The organism is uncultured Kriegella sp., assembly GCF_963975415.1.
Lineage (GTDB): Bacteria > Bacteroidota > Bacteroidia > Flavobacteriales > Flavobacteriaceae > Kriegella.
Map to the genome: position 1 here is coordinate 140,675 of NZ_CAXBGN010000001.1, position 18,538 is coordinate 159,212.

The window sequence follows — 18,538 nt, forward strand, 5'->3', positions numbered from 1 at the left end:
CCTATGCCACGTACCATAATTGAAAATATTGTAATCCAAGAATACAAAGACCAAACCTTTTTTGAGTTTTGTAAGTATACAACCATTCGGTTTTTTGAAATTGTATATTTTGAAGAAGGTACTGGCACCATAAAAATTAATGGCAAAACCGTAAACTATGCTGCTAACAGCCTTTTTGTTTTTGTTCCGGACGATATTTACATTGTAAATCCCGAGTCTGCCACCACTACAATTGCCATTAAGTTTTTAAAAAGCTTTTTTAGGGGAGATGCACCGCAAAATGTGAATCTTCCGGTAAATGATTGGTTTCGTAAAATTGAAGGTATTTTAAACAGTGAAAGTCATCAACTACGTGAAATGCGTTTTGAAACCGAATCCGACAAAATTCACTTGATTTCTTTAATAAAAATGGTGGCGGCGGAAAACGACAAAAAGAAATCGTACGACCTGTTTATCATTCAAAATTCACTTTCAGTAATTCTTCATTTGATCGCGCGCAACATTCAGTTTTTAAATGCTGATATGACTACAAAAATAGTTGAGTCTTCTAAAATTCAGCAAATCATCAACTTTATTCACGCTAATATTTACAATACAGAATTGTTGACTACTAAGAACTTGGCAGAAGAGTTTCATATGGCCGATAATTACATCAGTGAGTATTTTAAAAAGCACACCGATGTTTCTTTAAAAAAATACATACTTAACTACAAACTAAAACTCGTAGAAACCCGATTAAAATATACTGATTTGCAGTTTTCCGAAATTGCAATGGAATTGGGTTTCACAGATTCCAGTCATTTGAACAAAACCTTTCAAAGCTATAAAGGGATGACAATTGGTGCATATAAGGCAAGTATTTCCTAAAAAACTACCATTTACCTGTTTTTTTACCAAAACCACTTCTTTTTTTACTTATCCAAAGCTTGAGTGCCTAGGTACCTTTGTACTGTAAGTATAACAGCACAATAAATAACCAAAAACTCAAGACTATGGACTACAAAAATTTTCAAACATTTACGGCGGAACAAAAAGGAGGAATTTTAACAGTGACTATAAATTTTGGTCCTGTAAACGTGCAAGGGCAAGAAATGCTAGCTGATTTAAGCAGTCTTTGTTTGCGATTAGAGCGCGATAGAAGCGTAAAAGTAGTTGTTTTTGAATCTTCAAATCCAGGGTATTGGGTGTGTCATTATGATACCAACTTGCTTAGAGATATGGCTACAGAAGCCGTGCCAAGAAACGAAATACAGTTATTGGACTTACAGTCTGTATTAGAAAGATTAAGCAATGTACCACAAGCAACCATAGCAAAAATTGAAGGTTTTGCACGAGGTGGCGGACACGAAATGGCTTTGGCTTTGGATATGCGTTTTGCAGCAAGAGGAAAAGCCAAATTTATGCAAATGGAAGTAGGCATGGGCATTTTGCCTTGTGGTGGCGGAGCTTCGCGTATGGCAAGACAAACCGGTTTAGGAAAAGCATTGGAAATTATTTTAGGTGCCAGGGATTGGGATGCTGACGAGGCTGAAAAATTTGGAACCATAAATAAAGCCTTGGAGGCAGATGAGATTGGACCTTATGTTGATGCCTTGGCAGAACGTATTTCAAAATTTCCGGCAGATTCTATTGCAGCTAGCAAACGTGCGGTTTATGCATCTATAGACTTGCCAATTAAAGAGGCTTTAAAAGAAGAAGCTTATCAGTTGTTTCAGGCAACAAGTAGAACCCCTGCAATTAAAAGGTTCACCTATGCAGATGAAAATGGTGCTCAGTTTGACCATAACAATCAAAAGAATTGGGAGCAAATGGTGATGGATATTCAAGAAGTAAATTAATAAAACAAGAATTATAATTAAATAAAATAGAGATTGATATGAAAGCAATGTTATTGAACAGTTACGGAGAAAATGCCACATTTACAGCAACTGAAATAGAAAAACCAGTAGTAAAAGCAAATCACGTATTGGTAAAAATAGCGGCATCTAGTATAAATACTATAGACACGATGATTAAGAATATGGGACCCGATTTACCATTGTCTCCTGCTGCACCTGCTTTATTGGGAATGGATTTCTCAGGAACTGTAGAGTCTGTTGGTGATGGTGTTGAAGGCTTTAAGGTAGGTGATGAAGTGTACGGTTGTGCTGGCGGATTAGCAGATTTACCAGGAACGTTAACCGAATATATTGTTGCAGACAGCAATTTGGTTGCACTCAAACCAAAACGATTAACAATGCGCGAAACGGCGGCTTTACCCTTAGTAGCAATAACGGCTTACGAAGGTCTAACCAGAGCAGGTGTAAAAGAAGGTCAAAAAGTATTGGTACACGGTGGTTCTGGTGGTGTTGGCCACTTAGCCGTACAATTGGCCAAATACTTTGGTGCAGACGTTTTTGCAACAGGTACAGGCGAAAACCAAAAGGCTATTGTAGAGAAATTTGGTGCCACGTTTATCGATTTTAAAACTCAAAAAGCAACCGATTATACAGCTAAATACACCGATGGTGGTTTTGATGTGGTTTTTGATACCGTTGGTGGTGCAAACCTGAACAATTCTATTGAAGCAGTTGCCTTAAACGGACACATTTCTACTACGGTTTCGTTATGTGAGTTAGACTTAACTCCGTTACACTTTAAAGGAGCATCATTACACGTGGTATTTATGTTGATACCAATGTTACACAATTTTAAAAGAGTTGCACACGGTAATATTTTAGAGCGTTTAGCCGAAATTTCTAACGAAGGGCACTTGACCCCAATAGTAGATGAAAATAAGTTTTCATTAGAGCAAGTTGGTGATGCTTACACACATTTGCAAAGCGGAAAAGCCATTGGTAAAATAGTGGTAGAAAATTAAAAGGATATAAGGATTTGCAATGTATCCTTATGGTTGATTGGTGGTGCTAAATGCCTCTTTTTAGAGGCATTTTTCATTTAGAAAAGATTAAAACCTTGTTTTTTACTAAAACCACCATTTTTACTACCAAAGTCAAAAAGGGGTTTGTGCTTAATTTTGTTATAGATAAAAAATGAAATAGCAGTAGCTATAATTAAAACATATAATTATGAAAACAATAGAACATACAAATGCACTTGCGGAAGCTCGTGCTCTAGAAGTACCATCACGAGAATTATCATTGAGACGCGATCCATCTGTTTCTCAATTTTGGAATGAAAACAGAAAATTGTTAGAAGCTGCTTGGGCAACATGGGAAATTGAAAACAAAGACGATTTACTAATTCCTGATGAAACGCTACTTGATCCACGTTTACAAAAAGCAATTAAAGACGCTTGGGAAAACCCAGAAAAAGAATCTGCTGTTGCCGATTTATGGGAAGAAATTATTCCAGGTGTTTACGTGGCACAGTTTTTTGATCTAGATCGATTAGCAGATTTTCGCAACTATTTAGAAGCTGTAGCAAATTCACAAGTTCCAAAACGAGCACCTTATGGTATACAGTTAAACCGTTATGGAATGATGTTGGATCCCCGCTCAGAAGGACATTTGGCTGCACCTCATTTTCAGGCATTTTACAACGATATCATGGACCGATATATGCGTCCGATAGCACGCCTGCTATTAGGTACTTATGGCTATGACAATCAGACATTTGGTTTCTCTATCAGGTACAATCCAGACAAGGACAAGGATTTACATGCACATACCGATGCTTCTGCAGCGACCTTGAATATCAACATTAACTTACCTGAAGAAAAGTTTACAGGATCGGAGGTAGATTTCTATGATAAAGCTTCAGGGAAAACGGTACAAACTACCTTTGAACCAGGTAAAGCCATAATTCACAGAGGTAATGTACCGCATGCAACACACCCAATTACAAGCGGGCAACGTAGCAACTTGGTAGTGTGGTTATACGGAGACCGTATGCAAATACCACGCGGTAGTACAAGCAGTTATGGTGGCGCCAATAACTCGGCATCTACAATTGATGCTACTGAAAACATCACTGCTCGCCAACGTTGGAGTTTGCCTGATGGCCCTAAAGATACTATTGCACCGTTTTAAAAAGTCCATATAAAACTGACAACATTTGTGTTGTCAGTTTTTATAAACAACATAATCATGTACACCAGACCAAAATACCCAATTTCAACAGTTTTTAAATGGACCAGAAGATACATTTATATCTTTTTTATTACTGCATTAATTCCGGTTATACTTTACGAAGTAGCAGGTTTTAAATGGCTAACACTACCTTGGCAGCCTATTGGGTTAATTGGTATGGCATTAGCATTTATAACTGGTTTTAAAAATAATGCTTCTTACGACAGGCAATGGGAAGCTAGAAAAATTTATGGCGGCATTGTAAATGCGTCTCGGTGGTTTACTACAATGGTTAACGATTTTATAACCAATAAATACGCTGATAATCCTAAAACAGAAACTGAAATGTTTCAAATAAGAAAAACGATGGTTTTACGCCATGTTGCTTGGATGAGTGCCTTAAGACACGCGTTGCGCCAAAAGAAAACTTGGGAAACGGCTAAAACAAATAAGTCCGACCAAGAGCATATGAAAAAAATAAATGTGCTAGAATTTGAAAACTCGTTGTCAGATGAGTTAGAGGGTTATTTGTCTTTAGTGGAAAAAGCTAAGGTGCTTTCTAAAGCAAACAAGCAAACAGCAGTTTTAAATTTTCAGTCAAAACACATTGGGCAACTGGCATCATTAGGGTTAATTGATAATTTTAGGCATGTAGAATTTCAAAATGTTATAGGCGAATTGTTCACCTTACAAGGAAAAGCGGAACGTATTAAAAATTTCCCGTATCCCAGACAATTTGCAACTTTGAACTCTTATTTTGTTTGGATTTTTATTTTCATAATGCCCTTTGGGTTTATGCGCCAGTTCGATTTAACCGCGCAATCATTAGTAGCATCTGGTGTACACAATGCATTTTTTGGATTTCTTGTAGAACATTTTGTGTGGTTATCCATTCCGTTTACCATAATTATTTCGTGGATATTTTTTGCTATGGAACGCGTAGGTGATACTTCTGAAAATCCGTTTGAAGGAATGGGAAATGATGTGCCAATTTCCACCATTTCTAGGGCAATAGAAATTGATATTAGAGAAATGATTGATGATGACAGGCATGAAATTCCCGATCCGTTACCAGAATATGCAAATACCCAAATGTAATTATTGAACCAGGATTTAATACGTAAAAATAAAACTCCAATAGATAAAGCTTAAAAAAATGAAACATATATTAATAACAGGAAGTACAGATGGCATAGGAAAATTACTAGCCTTGCGTTTGGCTAAAGAAGGGCACTTTGTGGCCATTCACGGTAGAAGCGAAACAAAATTGGCAGCTACTCTAAAAGAAATTAAAGAGCAATCTAACAATGAAAATATTTTAGGCTTTTTAGCAGATTTTTCAGACCTGAAAGCTGTTAAAAAAATGGTTAAGGAAGTTGCTGAAAAGATGCCAAAAATTGATGTATTGGTAAATAATGCCGGCATCTTAACAACAAATAGCAAAACCGCTAGTACGGATATTAGATTTATGGTGAATTATTTTGCGCCGTATGTGTTGACCAACGGTCTGTTGCCTAGTATCAAAACATCGGAAGCACCACGAATTGTAAATTTAAGCTCCGCGGCACAATCGACCATAAACATACAGGCATTAGAGGGTAAAACAAGTTTAGGTGCTAATGAAGCTTACGCACAAAGTAAACTGGCATTGACGATGTGGAGTTTTTATTTGGCAGAACAAGAACCATCAATTACTGTAGTAGCAGTAAATCCTGGCTCTTTGCTAAATACTAAAATGGCGAATGAAGCTTACGGACAATTTTGGTCGCCTGCAGAAAAAGGTGCTGATCTTCTCTACGATTTGGCTGTTTCCGAGGCTTTTGAGAGCGTTGGCGGTGCCTATTTCGATAATGATAAGGGAACCGAACGGGGTGACTTTGCAGAAGCACATCCTGATGCATACAACGGTTCAAAAATTGACGAACTTATAGCGGTTACCAAAATGCTATTACTGGGTTGATCAGATGCTATTGGTAAATTAAACAGGGTTCGCCAAGGTATGGTTCTTTTTTTAGGATTGAAAACCAAGCCAATATTTTTTAAAAATCCTCTAGCAGTACTTCACCAACGACGATTCCGATGCACAATAAAAGCAAGATCAAGGCTGGGAAAGACCTGATTTTAGGATCGGCAACCTTAAAATGCATGGCAATGGCTCCTAACATAAAAATCCCCATTGCTCCCGCTGTGGGAGTGCTCAAATCTGTTACCCAAATAGAGATGACCAGCACTATGGCAAGGGCTATTTTAATGGTTCCCACAAGGTACATTATGGGTTTAGACAAGCCATAAGTTTCAAATTCCTCTTTCATCGATTTGGCATCGCCTCCCCGCCAAGGCGTGGGCTTGTTAACACGAAAAAGCCAAACGTTACCTATGGTTATAGCAATTATTATTTTGGAAACAACAAGGGCAGAGGAAAGAAGCATGTTTTTTCTAAATGGTTATTAAGGTGAATATATGTAGAATTTAAGAATTATCCCATTAGGACTATATCTTAACAATTGAAATCAAGAATTGTACAAGCACGCTACGGTCTCTTCGAGAGCTATCGATAGACTGCACACTTAAGGTTTTCTGTCTTGCCCCGGTCTTTGCAACAACTAGCGAACTACAAATGGCCATTTAGTTGAAAATAGCTTCGGAAAATTGCTACGATAAGCTTCAGAAAATGGACATCATTTCTGAAAATAGCAGGGGAATTGTTTCGGGAAGTCTTTCAATACCATAGAAGGTGTTATCTTTGCAGACTACAGAAAAAGATACCATGCAAGAGACCCTAATTGAACTACAGGATAAAAAGACGGATAAAGAACTTTATAGCTACCAGCAAGGAGCCATTCATCAAATCTTTGAGAAGTTCGACAATGAAAGAGATGATTACCACCTTTTATATCAATTACCTACTGGTGGTGGAAAGACCGTGATTTTTTCTGAAATAGTACGACAATACCTTAAAAACCACTCAAAAAAGGTTTTGGTAATGACGCACCGTGTAGAACTCTGTAACCAGACTTCAAAAATGCTTACCAGTTTTGGAGTGGTCAATAAGGTAGTCAACAGCAAGGCCAATTTAGATGACCATGAACGCTACAGCTGTTATGTGGCCATGGTTGAAACCCTTAACAATAGGCTTAACGACGGTATATTGGATATCTCTGACGTTGGTTTGGTCATTGTAGATGAGGCCCACTATAATTCCTTTACGAAACTCTTTAAATTTTTTGAAAACTCTTTTATTCTAGGTGTTACTGCTACGCCCTTAAGTTCCAATAGAGAGTTGCCCATGAACAGCAACTATGATGAGTTGATTCCTGGGGAATCCATCGAAAATTTAATTGAAAATGACTTTCTCGCTAGAGCTGAAACTTACCAATACGACATGGGGCTTACTTCTTTGGAGGTAGGGTCCAATGGTGATTATACGGTAAAATCTTCTTCAGATCTGTATACGAGTCCTTCCATGTTAAATAAATTACTGGAAGCGTATACGGCACATTCCAAGGAAAAAAAAACATTGATATTCAACAATGGTATAGAAACCTCGATCCAGGTATACCATACCTTTAATAATGCTGGGTTGCCCATCATGCATTTGGACAATACGGCTACAAAAAAACAACGAAAACAAATTTTGAAGTGGTTTAATGAGACGCCGGATGCGATACTTACATCTGTAAGTATTCTTACGACCGGTTTTGATGAACCCACGATAGATACCATTATTCTAAACAGGGCCACAAAGTCTTTGACCTTGTACTACCAAATGATTGGTAGGGGGTCTCGGGTGTTGAACAACAAATCTAAATTTACCGTTATAGATCTTGGCAACAATATCTATCGTTTCGGTCCTTGGGGTGCTGACCTGGACTGGGAAGCCATTTTTAAATCCCCTAATTTCTACATAGATCGCATTAAGGACGATGAAGACATTGAAAGTACCTTTAAACATGAGTTGGCCGATGACATTCGGTCGGAATTTTCCAAATCTGAGGACACTTACCTCGATATTAAAGCCATATATAAAGAGGCCACTTTTTCAGGGGAATCGTCTAAAGTAGTTTTGGAAAAATCTATTGAACAGCATGCTTATATCTGTATAGAAAACAGTGAAGATGTGTATGATGCCATTGCCTTGGCAAAATTACTTAAGGAAGACATTGATAATAGAATACAGGTTTATGCCAAGTGTATAAGTAAAAGCACCTATAATTTTTTAAGTTGGTTGAAATTGGATTATAAAAAAAAGCTGAACACCTATCTTCGTGAAAATTTTGATGCCGTTTTTGAGCAAATTCATGGTCATCCCCCAGAAGATTAACCGAATCTTATGACCAAGATTTTTTTTGAAGGGTGCGTTCTGCAAAACCCTATTTATAACTTCAAACCGTACACCGACGAAGACTTTTTCGAAATAGTGTGCTGTTATAAAGTAACGGGGTAGCCTATTTCAATTTAGTAGTTAGATAGAAAAAACTAAAACGTTCGTTTTAGCATAATTTTATGTATTTCATTTTCAAGGATACGTTTTTCTTCAATGTAGAAAGACCGTATATTTTACTTGGTGGTCTCTTGGCTATCATTCACAGAAAAGAATCCCGAGTTCGCTGATTCCTTAGAATCTTTATTGTTTTAATCTACATCTTTGTGGTGTTCATTACCTATAAATAGATGTTATAATGAAAAAAATAAGCCTATTGCTAGTTCTGGCAATACCCTTCACCTTTTTAATTTCCTGCTCAGAAGATACCCTGGCCATCACTAATGGGAATACGGAAACTACCGAAGAGGAGGTAAACGAAACAAACGACGAGGCCTATGTTGAATCGTATGGCGATACCGATTTCGAGGCTACGGACTGGACCGACGAAACCCATAGTAAATCTGCAGATCCCAATTATGACGAAGTATTTGAAGATGAAGTGGTAAAGCGAATCGATATTGTGATTACCGAAGACCGTTGGCAAAGTATGTTAGACGACATGACAGGCCTTTACGGTACTTTTGGCGGTAGTGGGGGCGGAGGCCCCGGAGGTGGCGGATTGATTGAAGTAGACGAAGACCCGATTTTTGTGCCCGCGGAAGTGCTGTACGAAGATAACGAATGGTACCGTGTAGGCGTTCGTTTTAAAGGCAACTCTAGTTTGCAATCTAGCTGGTCGGGAGGTATTTTAAAACTATCGTTTAAATTGGATTTTGATGAATTTGAAGATGAATATCCACAAATTGACAATCAGCGTTTCTACGGTTTTAAAAAATTAAGTTTGAAAAATAACTACAATGATAAGTCTATGCTTCGTGAAAAAGTGGTTGCCGATGTTTTTAGGGATGCAGGCGTGGCCAATTCGCATACCGCATTTTATACTGTATACGTAGACCATGGCGATGGGCCTGTCTACTTTGGTGTATATACAATGGTAGAAGAGGTTGACGATACGGTTATCGACACTCAATTTAGCGATAATGACGGCAATTTATACAAACCTGATGGTACTGGGGCGAGTTTTGCAGCTGGTACGTTTTCCGAAGAGGTATTCGTAAAGAAAACCAATGAAGATGAAGCGGATTTTAGCGATATACAAAGTGTCTTTACGGCTTTACATGCCAATAATAGAACTTCAGAACCCGAAGTTTGGCGCACGAATTTAGAGTCTGTTTTCGATACAGATACCTTTTTAAAGTATTTGGCAGTAAACACGGTTATTCAAAACTGGGATACCTACGGTAGAATGACCCACAATTATTACCTGTACAATAACCCCGATACCGAAAAATTATCATGGATTCCATGGGATAACAACGAAGCCTTGCAACAAGGCAACATGCAAGGATCTTTGGCCTTGGACTTTTCTGATTTGAATGATTCGGAATGGCCACTGATCGGTTATTTATATGAAGATGCAACCTACAAGGCTCAGTACGATACTTACCTACAGGAAGTGATAGATAACGCCTTTAACGTAAGCACCATGCAAGCAAAATATGCCACATATGCCACATTGGTAGAACCGTATGCCAAGACTGAAGTTTCAGGTTATACTTTTTTAAATTCGAGTTCTGATTTTCAGGCGGCCATAAGTCAACTGAACAGTCACGTTTCCCAACGGGCAACAGCAGTAATTAATTACCTAAACAACTAGTTTTTTACGTCGGACTGATGGCTTGGTTCGTTGTTGATGTTCCCTAGTTGAAATCCGGCTATTTTTATAAATAGCTGGATTTTTTTGTTTTTATCCAGATAAAAAAGAAGGATTTATAATTTGAGTTAAATATATTCATCGCCACTTGTGATACGTGATACTTTAGGAATCGGTACTTGACTCCAATCCGTCAAGATTGGTTGAACACAACCAATGACTACTTTCATTCTGATAAGTAAAGGCAATAATGTAAAGATAAGACCGGCAGCATTACCTTTTGAATGCTAAACCTCATTGGACAACCGCATTGCATTACAGTTAAAATTTCGTTAATTGGCTCACTGTCAGTCCGTACCAAACGATAATTTTTCTAATTTAAATACACACTAAAATTATGAGAAATGAAAAAAATACTACTAGGCTTTGCTATAGTTATAGGAGGCTTTATTACTATAGCTGCTACCAAGAACATGGACAAAGATGTTGACCTCACCGAAGGTTTTAGCTTCGGTAACCCTGAAATAGCCTCCATCAATCAGCTAAATTTTGGCCCACAGGGAATATTATTCGTTGGGGATTCAAAAAAGGCCACTATTTATGCTTTGAATACCAATGATACCCATGTAAAAGACAAGGCGGCCGAAGTTAATATCGGAGAAGTCGACGCAAAGATTGCGGCAGCTTTAGGTACTACAATCGAAAAAGTGAAGATAACCGACATGGCCGTAAATCCTATTTCAAAAGTGGTATATTTTGGTGTCCAAACAGAAGCGGGTACTCCAGTTCTTCTTAAACTGATTGGTGAAAATTTTGAAAGTGTTCCGTTACAAGAAATTAGTTATTCCCAAATTGAATTAACAGACCCGGTAGCCGAAGATGCCAAAGACCATAGAGAGCGCCCATTGCGCGTTTGGGCGATTTCCGACCTCAAATACCATGATGGCCAAGTCTTGGTTTCAGGCCTCTCCAACAAGGAATTTGGATCTACTTTTCGAAGTATTCCGTTTCCCTTTAACGATGCCCAAGATTATGCATCCTTGGAAATTTATCATGCAGCACATGGCAAGTATGAAACGCAGTCTCCCATTAAGACCTTTGATGTCGTTCAACTCGATGGGGAAACGTATTTGATGGCCAGTTATACCTGTACCCCCCTGGTGCTTTTTCCTATGAAAGAACTTAAAAATGGCGTACACTCGAAGGGCCGGACGGTGGCTGAGTTGGGGTCGGGCAATTCCCCTTTAGACATGGTATCTTTTGAAAAAGAAGGAAAACAATATTTCGTCATGTCGAACACCAATAGACCCATTATGAGAATCGACTATGCAGATTTGGCCGCATCAAAGGAGTCATTGACCGAGCCTATTAAAGAATTTGCGGTTTCCGCCGGGGTTGACTATGTTTCCTTGCCCATGGTGAATGTGTTGCAAATGGATAATTTAGATGCCAATAGCATTGTTTATATGCAACGAACTGCAGACGGGGAACTCGTTTTACGCAGCAGAACCACAAAAAGAATGTGATTATGCCGATGTATGATATAAAGAAGATCAAGTTATACTTGGTCTTTTTTTGTTTGAATAGCCTTCTGATTTCCTGTGAAGGGAATAGAACAACGACTGCTGTTCAGGTACACTACGAGAATGGCAAAGCGGTTAGTGTCGAATTTACATATGACAAAGACATTGACAACCTTGGTTTGTTTCTAAAGAAGGAATTGAAAATTCCTGTTTTGGGAAGCCTTGTTAATGTCGGTAGCAACAAATATTCCTTTATTCCGGTGATACCTTTTACCGATGGCCAGACCTATTCTTTACGAGCGGGCAAACGAACCATTGGTAGTTTCACCGTTTCTGATAATTTGAATAAAACCGTTCCTGAAATTCTTGATATTTATCCCAATACCGATACGGTACCTGAAAATTTATTAAAGATGTATTTTCGATTTTCCCAGCCAATGCAGGAAGTTGGGCATGTGCTCGATTTTATTAAAGTCGTCGATGAGACCGAAGGCGCGGTAAAGGAAATCTTTCTTGAAATGGAATCGGAACTATGGAATAAACGACATGACCTGTTGACCTTATGGCTAGATCCGGGACGTATCAAAACCGATTTGATTCCGAACAGGGAACGTGGGATGCCCATTTTAAAAGGACACCACTATACCATACATATTGATAGCAATTGGAGGTCGGCAGAGGGCTTGCCATTGAAACATCCCTATAAAAAAACACTGATTGTTACCCAACGGGATACCAAAAAACCCGCTATCAAAAATTGGACGATTGACCTGCCCAATGCCGACTCAAGACAACCGCTTTCTTTGCTTTTTTCAGAACCGATGGATGCCGTTTTAAGTTCTGAAGCCATAGTCATATATGACGGTTCAGGAAATAGGTTACCGGGCGATTTAGAGGTAGTGAAAGGCGAAAAAAAAATCCTATTTACCCCCAAAAACAATTGGAAAACAGAAAGCTATAAAATTATTGTTGAAGCTATACTTGAAGATTTGGCCGGTAACAATTTAAATCGATTGTTCGATGAAAATATAAGTGTCAAATCAAAAAATAACATATCGCTAAATGCACATGCTTTGGACTTTAAGATTGATTGACGGGGCCGCACCGCTGCGATTGTCAGAGCTTTAGTAGCGATACCTCACTTATGAAGATTTCTAAAACCAATGGGAAGAAGATGTTATATGAAAGCTTGGCATTATTTCAGAAAATAGGCTTTTCGAAACAGCTAGTCATTGAGCATTTAACCCTTGTTTCAAGAGACCCATACAAGACTTGGGGTTGGGAATATCAAATTGAGTTTTCTTTAAGGAAGCATTGAATAGTCTAGGAGTCTTTTAATTTTTCTTTTTAAAAGGTGCAAAAATCGAAGCCTGGGAAAAAGACAGCCCAACTTCAAAGAAAAAAGCACCCAAAAATGGGTGCTTTTGTTACCTATTATCTATTGTGAAACATTTTTTAGTTGTTCCTAATTCCTAGTCCCCTGAAATCATTATCGATTTGACGTTTACAAACTCTTTTAAACCGAAACCGCCATGTTCGCGACCGTAACCGGAATTTTTCACACCGCCGAATGGCATATTGGGTTCGGCCAATCCGAAGGTATTTATAAAGACCATTCCTGTGTCGAAATGCTTTTCCGCTAATTCAGTAGCCTTTTTTACATCCTTTGAAAAAATTCCACCCCCGAGTCCGAAACGACTATCATTAGCGATACGCATGGCATCTTCATTGTCCTTGGCCTTTATCAAAGACGCAACAGGACCGAAAAGTTCGTCGTCATAGGCGGGTTGCCCTTTGGTCACCTGATCCAATACCGTCGCCGGATAAAAAAAACCGTCCCCTTCGGGTATTTCACCACCACATAATAGTTTGGCACCTTTCTCAATACTTTTTTGCACTTGTTCGTGGATTTTTTCACGCAAATCTTCGCGTGCCATAGGCCCCAATTCGGTTTCCGAGACTTTTGGGTTACCCATCTTGAGGTTCTTCATGGCATTGACAAAGTTTTCCTTGAAGTCGTCATAAACGGCCGTTGTGGCAATAAAGCGTTTTGCTGCAATACAAGTTTCCCCATTGTTGTAAATACGTCCTTTTACACTTTTCTCCACGGCAAGCTCAATATCGGCATCGTCTAAAATCAGATAGGCATCATTACTCCCCAGTTCCAAAACCGATTTTTTAATAGCAGCCCCTGCCTTCTCACCAATTTTTTCACCTGCTCCGGGGCTACCGGTCAGGGTAACACCACGTACCAGTTCGTGATTTATAATTTCATTCGATTGCTCGTGATCAATTACCATTACGCTAAATAGCCCACTGGGCAAGCCCGCTGTATCGAAAATAGACTGCAATAATTTAGCCGTACCCGTCACATTTGAAGCATGTTTGAGCAATACACTATTACCGGCCATAAGATTGGCAATGGTGTACCGTATAACCTGATAAGCAGGATAATTCCAAGGTTGAATACCGTAAATAATACCGATAGGGGAATAGGTGATGATACCCCGGCCGCCACTGGAGAGTTCCCGTTCCTCGTTTTTCAGAGCTTCTGGGGCATTCTTGGCCGTAAAGTTGCATATGGCGGTACAGAGGTCTACCTCTTGATTACTTTGTTTCAAAAGTTTTCCCATTTCATCGGTCATCAGTTCGGCCAGTTCCGATTTGTAGTTTTGCAGCTCCTCGCCAATTGCGGTGATGATTTTACCGCGGTCTTCGACTGATCTGGTCTTCCAATCGAGAAAAGCTTTTTGTGCATGTTGTATGGTCTGCTCAACCTGCTCATCACTCATATAAGTGTACGATGATAAGGTTTTCCCGCTAGTCGGGTTAGTGGTTGTAATCGTATGTTCTTTCGTTTTTGTAGCCATTGTTTTCTGTTTATGAATTTGTAATTCTTCCTATTGTTGCTCGCTCGGCATAATATACACATCGTTAATGTTCACCCGATCGGGCTGGGTAAGTGTATAGTAAATCGCATTGGCGATATCCTCAGACTCTAAAGTTTGCATTTCAAGCATGGCCTGTAATTTTTCCTTAATGTCTTCATCGGTGATGGTATCGGTTAGATTGGTGGCAACGGCACCTGGTTCTATCGATGTTACATTGATGCCATATTTTGGTGTCAGTTCTTGGCGAAGACCTTCCGACAACATTTTGACGGCTGCTTTGGTGGCACAGTATATGGCCCCACCAGGAAAATAGCGATGGGCAGCCATAGACGAGATGTTGATGATATAGCCTCCTTTATTAGCTTTCAACTGCGGCAATACGGCCGCAACACCATTTAATACCCCTTTAATATTGACATCGACCATTTTTTCCCATTCATCGGTTTTTAGCTTTTCAACAAACGAAAGGGGCATTAACCCGGCATTATTGATGAGTGCGTTAAGATTACCGAACGTGGATACTGTCTTCGACACGACCTTTTTAAAATCTTCCATCTTGGTAACATCACCAGTGACCACCGATGCCTGCCCGCCATCGTTTTCAATGCTGGTTTTCAGTTCATTTAGTATATCTTCACTTCGGGCCATAAGCACAACCTTTGCACCATGTGCCGCAAGCTTTTTTGCGGTTTCCTTACCTATACCGCTTGAGGCTCCAGTGATTAATATTACGCTGTTTTCTAAATTCATAATTCTGTTTTATATTATTTGTGTTTTAATATAGACCCTTTGGCTAAGGGGAATTGACTGCATCGTCACAACTATTGACCTGTATACCGAAAAAGTCAAAGTAAACGCTCTTGGGTAAGAAAAAAGATGGTAAGATTGACCCGTTTTGGTCAAACTGTTCGGAAGAGGAGTAGTAAAAGTATAAATGGAATTACCATTATTGGTGTTTCAAGCCAATGCATGGATTTTACCGGAACGTATTTTTACTTGGAGTGAATGAGTGTTGATTTAAATAGTTGCACGAACTATTTTACCGAAGTGCTTTTGGGCATGTGTACTTCCACTTTGTCATGCATGGTATATAGTCGGAATTGTTCTCCTTCGGGAACTAGGATTCCACTCGACCTGTTTTCTTCCATAATAGGATTTTGAGCATATTTTTGCCAATGAACCAAGTCTTTTGAAGCTGCTATATTGGTCGACCATTTGCTCCAGTCGGCAAAAGCGGTGCCGTGATAATAGGCGTAATACCATCCTTTATGTTTTACGATTTGATTCACGGCTAGGCCATATTGGTCATAGGTTTCCGGACCCATAGCAATAACCGGGTCATCTTGCACATTGGTCCATACGTCAAGGTTTTTCGAAGTAGCCAACCATATACCTAAATCATTACGCTCATAGAACAAATACCACGTATTATTCTCCCTCCAAACCGTAGGTGTGCCGTAAGGTCCGTCGCTCAAAGGCGTACCATTTGAAGTACGAATATCCAAGGTTCCATGGTCTTCCCATTGAATGCCGTCTTTAGAGCTAAGCCTGTGTGCGACATCATCTTTTCCTTCTGCGAACATATGGTAAGTGGCTCCAACTTTTAGCACCATCATATCCTCTGTCCAACTTTTATCAAAAACAGGATTATCGGCATAGCGGGTCCATGCAATTCCATCAGGGGAAGTAGCATAACCAAGGGCGAGTGGAGAACCGCCCGGCTGAAAACCTGTATACCACATGTGATACGTATCGCCTTCCTTCAAAATATAGCCTCTTTCCCGTATCTTTTGGTCCCACGTATTTTTACCTGTACCCTCAAACACCGGATTTTGAGATAATGTCTCGAATTCGATCAATTCCATGGGAAAGGAAGTATCCGTCGTAGCGGAGACACTATTTGCCGGAACATCGGCAGCCTTTTCCTTTGATTTCGACCTATCATTACACGACATAAAAACTAAGGCACCAACTATTAGTAGATGACGTAATTGCATAGAAACAGGCATTTGTGATTATTGGCTGATTTATGGATTGAAAGATAGTAAAGTCCTTTAAAATGGTTGGAGATTTTTACTTTTCATTTTAAAGAACTCAAATTATAGAAAATTGTATCGTAGGAAATCTAACGGCCAATAGGGCGAAAAACCTATAGTCCTTAGACAGTTTAATTATACAACTCCCGTTGAAACAGAGAAAAATGTGCGTGTGAAAATGCGCCTTGTTAACCCAGTCTCCCAAGCAATTGCACGGTTTGATGGAAAAGAAATCTTCAAGGGGAACCTTGTTAAACCAAAGTATACTAAATTCCCTAACTGCGGTGAAGATATCATTGCGATGATCTCTCCCATAAATACAGAACCAGAAACTATTGAGCCACGAATGCATGCTTTAGCTGGCAGCAAAAAAGAACCCGAACATCCTAAATTCATAAAAGGCACTGAAGCGCTAGACGAGGTACCTGATCAAGGGTTCTACTATGAATGGAAAAAGGAGTAAACGTTGATATATAAATCTGAAAATCACATATTTAATTCGTTTTTATAGAACTGACGTTAATTTAGCCTATCTTTATAAAGTTAATTATTTAGACAGCTTTTCTTTTTTTAATTTTTGACGATTTTAATCAATCCTTCGCTTTCTTCATTTTTATAATTGGTGGTAGTAGTTCTGCCTCAAGAGTCTGATCCCTTCCAGAGCTTTTATGCAGTAGCCTGTAAATAGATGGGTATATCACACTTTTCTTACTTGCGCTCAGATATGGTTCTGAAGTAGCGAAAATTTAAATAAAAAATAATAGTATCGATAATCCAAAGTTTTCTAGAGAAATAAATTCCAACTTTTCAAAAACATTAAGAAGTAGAGTAAACAACTATTTTAAAACCCATAATAAAAGTAGAAATGCCAATATGACCATGGTTATAAAAACCGTAGTTATGATGGCCTTATTTTTATTACCGCTAATAGTACTTTCATCAGGTTTGGCCTCTACAGTTTGGATGGTTTTTGGTTTGTATATAGTAAGCGGATTTGGAATGGCAGGAATCGGAATGGGCGTCATGCATGATGCCATTCATGGTTCGTATTCCAAAAACAAGAAAATCAATACGCTATTAGGTTATACGTTCAACCTTATTGGGGCCAATGCAACGGTTTGGAAAATACAGCACAATGTGCTGCACCATACCTTTACCAATATCGAAAATGCGGACGATGATTTAAACGCACCTTTCTTCCTTAGGTTTTCCCCCCACGCCAAACATTATTGGGTTCATCAGTTTCAGCACATCTATATATGGTTCTTTTATGGTTTAGCGACCATATCATGGATAACAACGAAAGATTTTGTGCGTCTAAAGCGCTATAAAAACATGGGGTTTTTAGACAAAAAACATGAATACAAAAAGAATCTGGTTAGCATGACGTTGTGGAAACTACTTTATTATTCCTATGCACTGCTTCTTCCTATGATCATGGTTCCATTTTCATGGTGGATAATTCTATTGGCTTTCTTAAGTATGCATTTTGTTACCGGTCTTTTGGTGAGCATCGTTTTTCAGATAGCCCATATTATGCCCGTTAATGAGTTTCCACTACCTGACGAGCAAGGTATAATAAACGATAATTGGTATAGCCATCAATTTGCTACTACTAGCAATTTTTCTCCTAATAGCAATCTCTTATTTTGGCTGATAGGCGGGCTAAACTACCAAGTCGAGCACCATGTGTTGCCCGATGTCTGCCATGTACACTATAAAGAACTAACCAAAATTGTATCAGAAACTGCGCAAGAATATGGCATGCCCTATCATTGTAAAAAATCTGTTGGTAAGGCTATTTGCGACCATACAAAGATGCTCCGTACGCTAGGCAGAAAGTAAATGGTGTATTTCAACAAGCCCACCTAATTTTCTACT

Annotated in this window: 16 protein-coding genes; 12 read left to right on the top strand and 4 right to left on the bottom strand. The window is 39.0% G+C overall.

Going from position 1 to position 18,538, the window contains the following annotated elements; translation table 11 throughout:
* Window positions 1-3 precede the first annotated feature (3 nt).
* The 6 genes from AACZ88_RS00590 (at window position 4) to AACZ88_RS00615 (ending at window position 6,030) form a co-directional block, all read left to right on the top strand.
* A complete protein-coding gene (locus AACZ88_RS00590) occupies window positions 4-867 on the top strand; it encodes an AraC family transcriptional regulator (protein WP_339704638.1) in 864 nt (287 codons plus the stop codon).
* Window positions 868-992: 125 nt separating this feature from the next.
* Window positions 993-1,838 (top strand): enoyl-CoA hydratase/isomerase family protein, encoded by an 846-nt coding sequence (locus AACZ88_RS00595; RefSeq protein ID WP_339704641.1) that lies wholly within the window; start codon window positions 993-995, stop codon window positions 1,836-1,838.
* Between the two features lie 38 nt (window positions 1,839-1,876).
* The gene (locus AACZ88_RS00600; protein WP_339704644.1) at window positions 1,877-2,860 is read left to right on the top strand and encodes a zinc-dependent alcohol dehydrogenase family protein; all 984 of its coding nucleotides are present in this window, start codon (window positions 1,877-1,879) and stop codon (window positions 2,858-2,860) included.
* A 208-nt stretch (window positions 2,861-3,068) separates the two neighbouring features.
* Window positions 3,069-4,031: a 2OG-Fe(II) oxygenase gene (locus AACZ88_RS00605; protein ID WP_339704647.1), complete on the top strand. Its 963-nt coding sequence runs from the start codon at window positions 3,069-3,071 to the stop codon at window positions 4,029-4,031.
* Between the two features lie 57 nt (window positions 4,032-4,088).
* Entirely contained in the window at window positions 4,089-5,168 is a 1,080-nt protein-coding gene (locus AACZ88_RS00610; protein ID WP_339704650.1) for a bestrophin family ion channel, read from the top strand.
* 58 nt (window positions 5,169-5,226) lie between these two features.
* Window positions 5,227-6,030: an SDR family NAD(P)-dependent oxidoreductase gene (locus AACZ88_RS00615; protein WP_339704653.1), complete on the top strand. Its 804-nt coding sequence runs from the start codon at window positions 5,227-5,229 to the stop codon at window positions 6,028-6,030.
* Between the two features lie 79 nt (window positions 6,031-6,109).
* Here AACZ88_RS00615 and AACZ88_RS00620 read toward each other — a convergent pair whose 3' ends face one another.
* Window positions 6,110-6,499: a DoxX family protein gene (locus AACZ88_RS00620; protein ID WP_339704655.1), complete on the bottom strand. Its 390-nt coding sequence runs from the start codon at window positions 6,497-6,499 to the stop codon at window positions 6,110-6,112.
* A 338-nt stretch (window positions 6,500-6,837) separates the two neighbouring features.
* Here AACZ88_RS00620 and AACZ88_RS00625 point away from each other — a divergent pair, with 338 nt between their 5' ends.
* From AACZ88_RS00625 to AACZ88_RS00640, 4 genes are all read left to right on the top strand, one after another.
* Window positions 6,838-8,391 carry a DEAD/DEAH box helicase family protein gene (locus AACZ88_RS00625; RefSeq protein WP_339704658.1) on the top strand — a complete coding sequence of 518 codons (1,554 nt, stop codon included), beginning with the start codon at window positions 6,838-6,840 and terminating at the stop codon, window positions 8,389-8,391.
* Window positions 8,392-8,749: 358 nt separating this feature from the next.
* Window positions 8,750-10,210, top strand: a complete 1,461-nt coding sequence (locus AACZ88_RS00630; RefSeq protein WP_339704661.1) for a CotH kinase family protein — start codon at window positions 8,750-8,752, stop codon at window positions 10,208-10,210.
* Window positions 10,211-10,611: 401 nt separating this feature from the next.
* Window positions 10,612-11,733 carry a hypothetical protein gene (locus tag AACZ88_RS00635; protein ID WP_339704664.1) on the top strand — a complete coding sequence of 374 codons (1,122 nt, stop codon included), beginning with the start codon at window positions 10,612-10,614 and terminating at the stop codon, window positions 11,731-11,733.
* Between the two features lie 2 nt (window positions 11,734-11,735).
* Window positions 11,736-12,824: an Ig-like domain-containing protein gene (locus AACZ88_RS00640; RefSeq protein ID WP_339704667.1), complete on the top strand. Its 1,089-nt coding sequence runs from the start codon at window positions 11,736-11,738 to the stop codon at window positions 12,822-12,824.
* A 378-nt stretch (window positions 12,825-13,202) separates the two neighbouring features.
* On the opposite strand, the gene AACZ88_RS00645 is transcribed toward AACZ88_RS00640, so the two are convergent.
* From AACZ88_RS00645 to AACZ88_RS00655, 3 genes are all read right to left on the bottom strand, one after another.
* Window positions 13,203-14,600 (bottom strand): NAD-dependent succinate-semialdehyde dehydrogenase, encoded by a 1,398-nt coding sequence (locus AACZ88_RS00645; RefSeq protein WP_339704670.1) that lies wholly within the window; start codon window positions 14,598-14,600, stop codon window positions 13,203-13,205.
* Between the two features lie 30 nt (window positions 14,601-14,630).
* Window positions 14,631-15,371: an SDR family oxidoreductase gene (locus AACZ88_RS00650; RefSeq protein ID WP_339704673.1), complete on the bottom strand. Its 741-nt coding sequence runs from the start codon at window positions 15,369-15,371 to the stop codon at window positions 14,631-14,633.
* A gap of 284 nt (window positions 15,372-15,655) precedes the next feature.
* Window positions 15,656-16,618, bottom strand: a complete 963-nt coding sequence (locus AACZ88_RS00655) for a hypothetical protein (RefSeq protein ID WP_339704676.1) — start codon at window positions 16,616-16,618, stop codon at window positions 15,656-15,658.
* Window positions 16,619-16,829: 211 nt separating this feature from the next.
* Between AACZ88_RS00655 and AACZ88_RS00660 the strand changes: the two genes are divergently transcribed.
* The gene (locus tag AACZ88_RS00660) at window positions 16,830-17,120 is read left to right on the top strand and encodes a hypothetical protein (RefSeq protein ID WP_339704679.1); all 291 of its coding nucleotides are present in this window, start codon (window positions 16,830-16,832) and stop codon (window positions 17,118-17,120) included.
* Between the two features lie 437 nt (window positions 17,121-17,557).
* Window positions 17,558-18,502: an acyl-CoA desaturase gene (locus tag AACZ88_RS00665; protein WP_339704682.1), complete on the top strand. Its 945-nt coding sequence runs from the start codon at window positions 17,558-17,560 to the stop codon at window positions 18,500-18,502.
* The last annotated feature ends 36 nt before the right edge of the window (window positions 18,503-18,538 follow it).

What these genes read in the sequence shown, in the direction of transcription:
- AACZ88_RS00650 (WP_339704673.1), bottom strand. Translation starts at nt 15,371, where the DNA reads ATGAATTTAGAAAACAGCGTAATATTAATCACTGGAGCCTCAAGCGGT.
- AACZ88_RS00645 (WP_339704670.1), bottom strand. Translation starts at nt 14,600, where the DNA reads ATGGCTACAAAAACGAAAGAACATACGATTACAACCACTAACCCGACT.
- AACZ88_RS00610 (WP_339704650.1), top strand. Translation starts at nt 4,089, where the DNA reads ATGTACACCAGACCAAAATACCCAATTTCAACAGTTTTTAAATGGACC.
- AACZ88_RS00655 (WP_339704676.1), bottom strand. Translation starts at nt 16,618, where the DNA reads ATGCAATTACGTCATCTACTAATAGTTGGTGCCTTAGTTTTTATGTCG.
- AACZ88_RS00600 (WP_339704644.1), top strand. Translation starts at nt 1,877, where the DNA reads ATGAAAGCAATGTTATTGAACAGTTACGGAGAAAATGCCACATTTACA.
- AACZ88_RS00665 (WP_339704682.1), top strand. Translation starts at nt 17,558, where the DNA reads ATGATGGCCTTATTTTTATTACCGCTAATAGTACTTTCATCAGGTTTG.
- AACZ88_RS00590 (WP_339704638.1), top strand. Translation starts at nt 4, where the DNA reads ATGCCACGTACCATAATTGAAAATATTGTAATCCAAGAATACAAAGAC.
- AACZ88_RS00640 (WP_339704667.1), top strand. Translation starts at nt 11,736, where the DNA reads ATGCCGATGTATGATATAAAGAAGATCAAGTTATACTTGGTCTTTTTT.
- AACZ88_RS00620 (WP_339704655.1), bottom strand. Translation starts at nt 6,499, where the DNA reads ATGCTTCTTTCCTCTGCCCTTGTTGTTTCCAAAATAATAATTGCTATA.
- AACZ88_RS00630 (WP_339704661.1), top strand. Translation starts at nt 8,750, where the DNA reads ATGAAAAAAATAAGCCTATTGCTAGTTCTGGCAATACCCTTCACCTTT.
- AACZ88_RS00625 (WP_339704658.1), top strand. Translation starts at nt 6,838, where the DNA reads ATGCAAGAGACCCTAATTGAACTACAGGATAAAAAGACGGATAAAGAA.
- AACZ88_RS00635 (WP_339704664.1), top strand. Translation starts at nt 10,612, where the DNA reads ATGAAAAAAATACTACTAGGCTTTGCTATAGTTATAGGAGGCTTTATT.
- AACZ88_RS00605 (WP_339704647.1), top strand. Translation starts at nt 3,069, where the DNA reads ATGAAAACAATAGAACATACAAATGCACTTGCGGAAGCTCGTGCTCTA.
- AACZ88_RS00595 (WP_339704641.1), top strand. Translation starts at nt 993, where the DNA reads ATGGACTACAAAAATTTTCAAACATTTACGGCGGAACAAAAAGGAGGA.
- AACZ88_RS00615 (WP_339704653.1), top strand. Translation starts at nt 5,227, where the DNA reads ATGAAACATATATTAATAACAGGAAGTACAGATGGCATAGGAAAATTA.